At 54.7% G+C, this 10117-nt stretch carries 8 protein-coding genes, 1 other RNA gene and 2 pseudogenes; 1 reads left to right on the top strand and 10 read right to left on the bottom strand.

Annotated elements, in window-relative coordinates:
- Positions 1-160 precede the first annotated feature (160 nt).
- Positions 161-612, bottom strand: a pseudogene (locus ACTVIM_RS07975) (IS701 family transposase); the annotation flags it as partial.
- A gap of 517 nt (positions 613-1129) precedes the next feature.
- On the opposite strand from ACTVIM_RS07975, the pseudogene ACTVIM_RS07970 reads away from it, so the two are divergent.
- Positions 1130-1319, top strand: a pseudogene (locus tag ACTVIM_RS07970) (IS1634 family transposase); the annotation flags it as partial.
- A 313-nt stretch (positions 1320-1632) separates the two neighbouring features.
- Here ACTVIM_RS07970 and ACTVIM_RS07965 read toward each other — a convergent pair.
- From ACTVIM_RS07965 to accC, 9 genes are all read right to left on the bottom strand, one after another.
- Positions 1633-3342: a DHA2 family efflux MFS transporter permease subunit gene (locus ACTVIM_RS07965; RefSeq protein ID WP_445614186.1), complete on the bottom strand. Its 1710-nt coding sequence runs from the start codon at positions 3340-3342 to the stop codon at positions 1633-1635.
- 10 nt (positions 3343-3352) lie between these two features.
- Positions 3353-3991, bottom strand: coding sequence for an efflux RND transporter periplasmic adaptor subunit (locus ACTVIM_RS07960; protein WP_445614185.1), 639 nt, complete (start codon positions 3989-3991; stop codon positions 3353-3355).
- Between the two features lie 3 nt (positions 3992-3994).
- Positions 3995-4435, bottom strand: coding sequence for a MarR family winged helix-turn-helix transcriptional regulator (locus ACTVIM_RS07955; RefSeq protein WP_445614184.1), 441 nt, complete (start codon positions 4433-4435; stop codon positions 3995-3997).
- 184 nt (positions 4436-4619) lie between these two features.
- A non-coding RNA gene (gene ssrS / locus ACTVIM_RS07950) (6S RNA) lies at positions 4620-4809 on the bottom strand.
- Positions 4810-4871: 62 nt separating this feature from the next.
- Positions 4872-6425: an acyl-CoA carboxylase subunit beta gene (locus ACTVIM_RS07945; RefSeq protein WP_445614183.1), complete on the bottom strand. Its 1554-nt coding sequence runs from the start codon at positions 6423-6425 to the stop codon at positions 4872-4874.
- Between the two features lie 155 nt (positions 6426-6580).
- Positions 6581-7363, bottom strand: a complete 783-nt coding sequence (locus ACTVIM_RS07940) for an enoyl-CoA hydratase (protein WP_445614182.1) — start codon at positions 7361-7363, stop codon at positions 6581-6583.
- 11 nt (positions 7364-7374) lie between these two features.
- A complete protein-coding gene (locus ACTVIM_RS07935; RefSeq protein WP_445614181.1) occupies positions 7375-8274 on the bottom strand; it encodes a hydroxymethylglutaryl-CoA lyase in 900 nt (299 codons plus the stop codon).
- A 194-nt stretch (positions 8275-8468) separates the two neighbouring features.
- Positions 8469-8681: an acetyl-CoA carboxylase biotin carboxyl carrier protein subunit gene (locus ACTVIM_RS07930; RefSeq protein WP_031409738.1), complete on the bottom strand. Its 213-nt coding sequence runs from the start codon at positions 8679-8681 to the stop codon at positions 8469-8471.
- A 22-nt stretch (positions 8682-8703) separates the two neighbouring features.
- Positions 8704-10056, bottom strand: a complete 1353-nt coding sequence (gene accC, locus ACTVIM_RS07925; RefSeq protein WP_445614180.1) for an acetyl-CoA carboxylase biotin carboxylase subunit — start codon at positions 10054-10056, stop codon at positions 8704-8706.
- Positions 10057-10117: the final 61 nt, after the last annotated feature.

The following is a 10117-nucleotide window of genomic DNA, read 5'->3' as shown; positions in this document are numbered from 1 at the left end:
AAGACGGCATCCCGTTTTACGGCGATGGGCACAACGGCAATGTGCCGGACAAAACGTGGAATCCCGAGGGGCTCTCCCGTGTCCATGAACAGCTGAAGTAAGCCAAGATCCATTGACGTGGCGGATTCCGCTGCGATGACGAAAGATACACTGACACTCTTTTGCTTCTTCTCGTCGCCTTATCATAGAGACAAAACGCTTCCGTGAAGGTGTACACCATCCGCCAAACGAGCGAATGCCCTCAGACGGATGGATGATCATTGTGCGAGTAGTGCCAATCACACCCTTGAATGGCGCGAACAGCCCGTGACGAAGGCTTCGTTTTTTGGCAAATGGGATCATCCATCGAAACAAAAAGGGGTTGATTCTCCCGTTTGGCCAGACGTTCGATCTGGCGAAGGATCCATTCTTGCAGCTTCTCAAGCAGGTTTTTTCTCGTTCCAAGAGCTTTTCGTGAAAAAATGGCTGAGCGTGGTTCGATGATTTGGGTGAAAACTCCAGTACCGGACATCGGTCAATGTCCCCGAACATCCCTTGGTACAGGGCGTCGACAAGATGAACGAGAGGCTTGATGACCGGCTGCGAGAAATCAAGCGCCAGTCCCAGCATCATGAAAAACTTCTGGATTCCTTGATGATGTGCTCATCGATTCCTAAGACATGAACCTCCGTGTGGGTAGTTGGTGGCACACCGATTCTAACCAAGGAATCGAGTTCATATCTCCTTTTTTTGTTTAGTTGTCAATTTATGTTAGCGAATTTGCTCATATACAGTATGAAAAAGAAAACTTTAATGAAAACAGTAATTTTGGCAGCTTCATTTTCTGTTTTATGTACTACTTTCACACCTCTCTCATCCGCTTTTGCAGCTGAAAATGATAATACAGAAGTTATTTTAGGCAAATGAAAATGGCCAAAATACTGCAATATCGAGGATTTCACGATGCGGATCCTAGAAGGCTGGTGAAAAACCGCTGTCGCACACCAATCGGCAGCATTTTCATTCAAAAAAGAAAGCTGGTTCTACAAAGTTTCTCTAATTGAGAAAAAGATGGAATCAGTAGCATTTTGCACTAAATCACCAGCCTCCTAGAAAAAAATTCTAAATTTTATAGGGAAACGATTTATGCATGTACATACGACGAGTTACACGCAAAAACAAGGATGGAATAACCGTAGCGTATCTTCAGCTTGCTCACAACGAATGGGATCCGAAGGCCAAATAGGTGAAAGCGAAGGGGATGGATTCGTTTTGGGCGCGAAGACGAAGCGGATCGCGCTGTCTTGGAGCGTCTGGCCAAAAGCATTTCACGATTCCTTTATTGAAGACTGATTATCCAAAATCTTTGGCTAACACCGACGGAAATTCATCTCCCACTGACCGTTGGGCTACGCCCTTCACACGCTTGAAGTGGGAAACTTCTTGATGTTCGTCGCCTTAGGGCCCTCGTTTCCGCAAATAAAGAAGCGGCCATACAAAGCCGCTTCTCTATTCCCCGCTTATAAGGTCGGTGAAAAGCCGCTGTCCCAGTCCAATCAACGGCATTTTCATTCAAAAAAGAAAGCTGATGCAAAGTTTCTCTAATTAAGAAATGGTGGGATCAGTAACATTTTACACGAAATCACCGGCCTCTTATGCTGACGGGGATTTCTGTTTTTTTCCTTTTAAGAAAAACGCCATGACGAGCGCCACCACCGTTAAGCCAGTCGCGACGAAAAAGGCGTCGTTGATTCCTTCCACCGTGGCGCGCTGCTGCACCAAACCGTACAGCAGCTGGGCAATGGCGTCATCGCTCGGGATGACTTGCTTCAGCTGGCTGACAAGCCCCATAAAGAACGGATCGTTTTCCGTCATTTCATTGCGGTACGTTTCGACATGAAACTTGGCCCGGTTGGACATGATCGTCACCAAGAACGCCGTTCCGAGCGAAGCGGCCACTTGGCGAATCGTATTCGACATGGCCGTACCATGGCTGTACAGATGGCGCGGCAAGGCGTTTAACCCTTCGGTCATGATCGGCATCCCGAGCATCGACATGCCGAACATTCGGCAAATGTAAAGCCAAATCAAATGGCTGTATGGCGTATCCATCGTCAGCTTGCTGAACTCCCACGTCGTCACAGCGGTGATGATCAAGCCGACAATGGCAAGCAGCCGCGCGCCGATGCGGTCAAACACCCAACCGGAAATCGGCGACATGATCGCCATGACGATCGCCCCCGGCAGCAACAGCAAACCGGCATCGAGCGGCGTAAAACCGCGCAAGTTTTGCAAATACACGGGAAGCAAAACCATCGCGGCAAACATCGCCATGTTGATGACCGAACCGATGACGGTCGCCAACGTAAATACGGGGTAGCGGAACACGCGGAAATTGAGCACCGGATGTTCCGAACGGAGCGATCGCCATGTGAACATGATGAGAAACAGCACGCCGATAACGAGCGAAACCACGACCTCCGTCTCGCCCCAGCCTTTGCTGCCGGCCTCGCTGAAGCCATATAAAACGCCGCCAAACCCGATCGTCGAGTAGACCGCCCCTTGCACGTCCAGCACCGGATTGCCTTTACGCGGCGTATGTTTCAGCCAGACGGAGGCAAGCACAATGTCTACCAGCGCGATCGGCAACACGACGTAAAACAGCAGCCGCCATGTGTAATGCTCGACAAGCCAGCCGGACAGCGTCGGCCCGATCGCCGGCGCAAACATCATGGCGATTCCCACCGTTCCCATCGCCACCCCGCGGCGTTCCGGCGGGAAAATCGACAACATAATGACCATCATCAGCTGCATAATAATGCCGGCACCCACCGCTTGCGTCAACCGCCCGGCAAGCATGACGGCAAACGACGGAGCGATCGAGCAGACAAACGCGCCGATGGCGAAAAACGACATGCCCGATAAAAACAGCCGTTTCGCCGGAAACTTGGCGATTAAAAACGGACTGATCGGGATGAGCACCCCGTTGACAAGCATATAGCCGGTCACGAGCCATTGAATCGTCGACGTTTCGACGTTGAAATCTTGCATCATATGCGGCAAAGCGACGTTGATTAACGTCTGGTTCAAAATGGCGACAAACGCGCCAAGCATGACGGTCACCACAACCTTGCCGCGGCTGCCGATCTCCCCGAGGCCGGTCGGCCCGCCGCCCGCCGCAGGACGTTCCCCTGCTTCCGTCGAAAGCGGTGGTCTTTCCGTTTCCTCTGCCGGCTGAACGCGACGGTCGGCCGCTTCGTCCTTTGCTTTCGCCGCCGCCCGGCCGCGCCGGCGCAGCGCGATATTGGCGGCCGCCAAAATGAAAACGGCAAATATGATATAGCCAATGACAAAAGCTGTCATCATCGATCACCTACTTATGAATGCGGACGGTGACGTTCATGCCCGGCACAAGTCCGGATCCGCTATAGTTGTCAATGGAAATCGTCACCGGAATGACTTGAGTTACTTTCGTGTAGTTGCCGGTTGCGTTCGAGCTTGGCAGCAGGCTGAACGTATTCGCTGTCGCGGTTCCGATTTTTTCGACTTTGCCGCTGAACTTGCGATCCGGATAGGCGTCCACATAAATATCGACGTCTTGCCCGACTTTCACATCTTCAATATCCGTCTCTTCAATATTCGCCGTCACCCACAAATCGTTCAAATCAAACCCGCGAACGAGCGGCGTCCCCGCGGCGACAAACGAGTCTTTGATCGCGCTTTGCTGGGCGATCGTCATCCGATGCGGCACGGTCACTGGCACCGTCATTTTCCCGTCAGACACCGCACCGATTTCTTCCCCGGCAGAAAACGTTTTTCCTGTCTCTCCCCGCCAAGATGTCAGCTTTCCGGACAGCGGCGCAGCAACCGAGATCACTTGGCCGTCAATGCGGGCGTTGTCCGTTTTAATGTAGTTGGTCGTTTCATTGACATAATAATAGGCGGCAAATCCTCCACCGACAAGCAAAATGAGCACAATGATATTGAATACGAGCAAACGTCTGACGTTCAACGTTCATTCCTCCTCAAGCAAAATCGTTTTGATTTTCTCATGCAGCTGCAAAAATTGTGCGATTTCTTCCTCTGAAACCCGTTCTTCGACGAGGCGAAGCCGCCGGCGCAGCACCGACTGCTCGCCAAACGCCAAGGCGACAATTTCTTTCCCTTTTTCCGTCAAGCTCAAAATGACCGCGCGCCGATCTTGTTTCGACGGCTCGCGAACAACAAGGCCGGCGCCGACGAGCCGGTCAACCGTGCCGCTCACATTGCTGTTGCTTAAATTGAGCTTTTCCGCCAAATCGTGAAGGCGGATGTGTTCCTTTTTCATCAGCGTGTACAGCACGACCAGTTGCACTTCCGTAATCCCGACGCGGGCGGCGTCTTCACGAATGAGGCGATACAGCGCCTTTTGCGTCCGAAACACCGCGTACATCAAGTTACGGCTTGTTCCTTCCATCGCTTCCCTCCTTTCGTTCATCCCCCAAATAGTTTCAATACGAATTATTTCTACACGAAATATGATTATAGCACGAAAAACGGAAAAAGCAACTATATTGTTCCCGATTTTTTTCAACTCATCACCCTGCGGCGCAAAGAAAAAAGCGCCCCCGTTTGGGACGCCTTTGTCTGTCGCTGGCAGAATCCGCGCCGCGGTTGCCGTCGGCTGAATGCAGTTTCTCAACCACGCTCCACCAAGTGGGTGTTCGCAGAAGCGTTCCTGTCGTCCTCCATCACGAATATTGAGGCGTGACATTCCCGCTCCGATGTAGAACTCCCTTTTTATTGCCATCGGTTGAAACTTCATTCTACAACGCACAACGCAGCAGCGGATTGGTGATTCTTATCATACACGATGTTCTTTCCGTTGGCAAGAGGGACAACCATCCATTTTTTCAAACAGGATACACCCCGTGCTTCCGCTCAGAAAAGACCATATACTTGGACCTATAGGCTTCAAATCGACGAATCAGCTCGTTGCGCAACTCGTTCGGCGCCACGATTCCATCGACGACGAGCTCGGAAGCGAGCCGATAAATGTCGATATCGCGCCGGTATTCCTCGCGTTTTTGTTCGACAAATGCTGTCCGCTCTTCTGGCGGCAGCTCGGCGATTTTGTTGGCGTAAACGGCGTTGACGGCCGCTTCCGGCCCCATGACGGCGATTTGCGCATTCGGAAGCGCCAAACAGCAGTCCGGTTCAAACGCCGGCCCGGCCATGGCGTACAGTCCGGCCCCGTACGCTTTGCGGACGATGACCGAGATTTTCGGCACCGTCGCTTCCGACATGGCGGCGATCATTTTCGCCCCATGGCGGATAATGCCGGCCCGCTCGACTTTCGTGCCGATCATAAAGCCAGGGACGTCGGCCAAAAACAAAAGCGGGATATGGAACGCGTCGCAAAGCGTGATGAATTTCGCCGCTTTATCAGCCGAATCGTGGAACAACACGCCGCCTTTGACGCGCGGCTGGTTGGCAATGATGCCGATCGGCTGGCCGGCAAGGCGCGCCAGTCCGGTAATGATTTCCGGCGCAAACAGTTTTTTGATTTCACAAAACGATCCTTCGTCAATGATCCGCTCAATCAAATCATACATGTTGAACGGCGCATTTTGATTTTCTGGCAAAATGTCTTCGATCGTTTTATCAAATGATTTCGGCGGCTTGGCCTCGACCACTGGCGGCTTTTCGCTGTAATTGGATGGAAAATACGACAAGTAACGGCGCGCATAGGCGATCGCTTCTTCTTCCGTTTTCACGAGCACGTCGCCGCAGCCAGAAACGGTGCAATGCATGCGGGCGCCGCCCATCTCTTCGAGCGTCACTTTTTCCCCGATCACCATTTCCGCCATCCGCGGCGAGCCTAAGTACATCGAGGCATTGCCTTCCACCATGATGACGATATCGCAAAACGCGGGAATATAGGCGCCGCCGGCGGCTGATGGACCGAACAGCAGGCACACTTGCGGCACTTTGCCGGACAGCTTCACCTCATTGTAAAAAATGCGCCCCGCCCCGCGCCGGCCGGGGAACATTTCCAGCTGGTCGGTAATGCGGGCGCCGGCCGAGTCGACCAAATAAATGAGCGGACAACGCAGCTTTTCCGCCGTCTCTTGGATGCGAATAATTTTTTCGACCGTGCGCGCTCCCCACGAGCCGGCTTTGACGGTCGAATCGTTCGCCATCACGCAGACCGTGCGGCCGTTGATTTTGCCGATGCCGGTCACCACCCCGTCCGCCGGCAAATCGCCCGCCAAACAGTTGGCAAACAATCCGTCTTCCATTTCCAAGCCGTGATCAAGCAGCAAATTCAGCCGCTCGCGGACAAACAATTTCCCTTGGGCCGCATTTTTTTCATGATATTTTGGCGCCCCGCCTTTCTTGATCTCCGCCGCTCTTTTCTCCAGCTCCGCGGCGAGCGTGCTGGGTTGGTTAGCTGTTTCCTTCATCTCGTTGTTTCCCCTCCTTGTTTTGATGGATCTGGCTGTTCCATCCCGCGTGTTCGTCCGGAACAAGGTTGGATGTCGTTTCGGATCCCCGCGAAAAGCCGGGTCGGCGCAAGCGCGTTGTGCGGCTTCCGTCTCCCCTCCTTGTCTAAGCGGGTTTACTCGCCTTTGTACACCGGCTTCCGCTTTTCTTTAAACGCCTGCAACCCTTCCAACCGGTCTTTCGTCGGAATGGTCGCCTCATAGGCGAGCTGTTCAATGGCAAGACCGGTCTCCAAATCAACGTTAAATACGCTTTGGATCGCCCGTTTCGCCTGCCGGACGGCAATCGGCGCGTTTTCGGCGATTTGCCGGGCCAATTCAAGCGCCCGCTCCATCAGCTCGGCGCGCGGCACGGCGTATTCGACAAGGCCGATGCGCTCCGCCTCTTTGGCGGTGATGCGCTTGGCGGCAAAAATCAATTCTTTCGCCTTTCCAATGCCAACAAGGCGTGGGAGCCGCTGCGTTCCCCCCGCCCCCGGAATGATGCCGAGCGACGTTTCCGTCAGCCCAAGCTGGATGTCATCGGCAGCCAACCGGATGTCACAAGCCAAGGCAAGCTCCAACCCGCCGCCAAACGCCGAGCCGTTTAAAACGGCGATGACCGGCTGCGGCACTTTCTCCACCTCGTTGATCGTTTTGCTGATCAAGGCAACGGTTTGCCGCACTTCCGTTTCATTCATCCCCGCCCGCTCTTTCAAATCAGCGCCGGCGCAAAATACTTTGTCTCCGGCTCCGGTCAGCAGGACAACGCGCACGTCTTTCCGAAATTTGATCTCCTGAAAGAGCGCGCCAAGCTCGAACAGAAGCGCTCTGGACAGCGCGTTGGCCGCTTCCGGACGGTTTAAGGTCACAACGGCGATGCCATGCTCTTGTGTTTCAAACGATACAAGTGTGCCCACGTGTTTCCCCCCTATGATCGAACCGTTTGCAAATAGCGGCTCGGAAGCGGGCGACCGATTTTGTCGCGGATAAACAAAGCCGCTTTCGTCAGCCGCTCGACATCGATGCCGGTGTCAATTCCCATGCCATGAAGCATATACACTAAATCATCAGTGGCGACGTTTCCCGATGCCCCTGGGGCGTACGGGCAGCCGCCGAGGCCGCCGAGCGAGCTGTCAAACGTCGTAATTCCCATTTCCATCGACACTACAATATTGGCGAGCGCCGTCCCTCTCGTGTCATGGAAATGCATCGCGATCCGATCCGCCGGAAAACGACGGAGCACCTCGGCAAGCACGTCTTCAACTTGTTTGGGCGTCGCCACGCCGATCGTATCGCCAAGCGACAGTTCGTCAACCCCCATCGCCAGCAGCCGGTCGGCGACCGTGAGCACTTGATCGACGGGGACCGCCCCTTCATACGGGCAGCCAAACACGGTCGAGACGTAGCCGCGCACCGTTTTTCCGGCTTGTTTTGCCGTCTTCACAACCGCTTCAAGCACCGGAAACGTGGCGGCGATCGTTTTGTTAATGTTTTTTTCGTTGTGCGTTTCGCTCGCTGACATGAAGACGCCGACTTCATCCACCCCGGCGCCAAGCGCCCGCTCAAGCCCCTTTTCGTTCGGGACGAGCGCCGCATACGTGACGCCGTCTTTGCGGCGAATGCCGGCTGCGACTTCGGCAGCATCGGCGAGCTGCGGAATCCATTTCGGATGGACGAAGGAAGTCACCTCAATGTACGACAGCCCCGTTTCTGACAATAGGTTGATCCAAGCGATTTTATCGGCGGTGGCGATCGGCGCTGCTTCGTTTTGCAGGCCGTCGCGCGGGCCGACTTCTTTGATCGTCACCTTCGCCGGCCATCGGCTCATGCGCTGCTCCCCCTTTTCGCTTCGTCTCCGCCGTTTTGTCGTTGACCGTGCCAAACGGTCCCCTTCCCCTATCGTTGGCGGGTGTTAGTCAAGGGCGAATCCGGCTCTCCCCATCCCCCTCGATGCTCAATGAGGTCGGCGTGGAGTGTTCGTTCAGCGTTAGACGCTACCTGTTGGCGGAACCGTCTGCTTCCCTACTCGATCTCAACGAGCACGTCGCCTTCGTTCACAAAATCTCCTTCTTGCACATGAATGTGCTTCACAACGCCGGACGTCTCAGCGGCAACTGGAATTTCCATTTTCATTGATTCCAAAATGACGACATCTTGCCCTTCTTCGACGCGGTCACCGACGGCAACGACAATCTTCCAGACGCTTCCGGCCATCGTGGCGGCAACTTGCTTCATCGTTTCTTCCTCCGTTTCTGCTTCATTTTGTTTTCGTTGGCTGCCAATAGTTGGCGAGAAAATCGGTCGTCGTTTCCCCGGCACGGAACGCCGGATGGGACAATACGGCTTCCAGCAGCGGAATGTTCGTTTTAATCCCTTCGACCCGATAGTCGCGAAGCGCGCCGAGCAAGCGTTCAATCGCCGTTTGTCGATCCGGGCCTTTCGCAATCAACTTCGCGATCATCGGGTCGTAAAACGGCGTGACCGTGATGCCGCTTTGAACCGCTGTTTCATGACGAATCCATTCGCCCTGCGGAGCCGAAAACGCCGTAATGCGGCCGGGCGACGGGTAAAACGTGTTCGGATCCTCAGCATAAATGCGCACTTCAATGGCGTGCCCGTCGCGGCGAATGTCTTCCTGCTGATAGCGGAGCGGTTCGCCAGCGGCGATGCGCAGCTGCTCTTCGACGATGTCGATGCCGGTGATTTCTTCCGTCACCGGGTGCTCGACTTGCAGCCGGGTGTTCATTTCAAGAAAATAAAAGTGTTTTTGTTCGTCGACCAAAAATTCCATCGTGCCGGCGTTCGCATAGCCGATATAACGCGCCGCCCGGACGGCAGCTTCGCCCATCTTCCGCCGCGTTTCTTCATCCAAAAACGGCGACGGCGCTTCCTCCACCACTTTTTGGTGGCGGCGCTGGATCGAGCATTCGCGCTCCCATAAGTAGACGCAGTTCCCGTAGGAATCGGCGAGCAGCTGAATTTCAATATGGCGCGGGCGTTCAATATATTTTTCAATGTACATCGTCCCGTCGCCGAAAAACGAAGCGGCCCGTTTTTGGCTCCCTTCAAACGCTTGGCGCAGCTCCGCTTCGTCGCGGGCGATGTGCATGCCGATGCCGCCGCCCCCGGCTGATGCCTTCAGCATGACCGGATATCCAATCGAAGCCGCCGCCTCCGCCGCCGCATCGGGGCTGTCCAACGCAAACGTGACGCCTGGAACGATCGGGACGCCGGCTTTTTCCATCGTCCGCCGCGCTTCGATTTTGCTGCCCATCGCCGCAATGACGTCCGCCTTCGGGCCGATGAAGACGATTCCTTCTTCCTCGCAGCGGCGGGCGAACGCCGGGTTTTCCGAGAGCAGCCCGTAGCCGGGATGGATCGCCTCCGCTTTCGCCGCTTTGGCAACCTCAATGATTTTTTCGATATTTAAATAGCTTTCCGCCACGCGCGGCTTGCCGATCAAATACGCCTCATCCGCCAGCTTGACGTGGAGCGAATCGGCGTCCGCTTCCGAGTAGACGGCGACCGTTCGGATGCCGAGCTTTTGGCACGTGCGGATGACGCGGACGGCAATTTCGCCGCGATTGGCAATCAACACTTTCGAAAACATGGTCTCACCCTTTCACGAAAACTGAGAATGCCGCCGGGCGGTTTCGTCCGCCCGGCGCGGC

This window comes from Geobacillus sp. YF-1 (assembly GCF_052692335.1).
The sequence above is the reverse complement of the archived record's forward strand: the minus strand, read 5'-3'. Positions and strand labels throughout refer to the sequence as shown.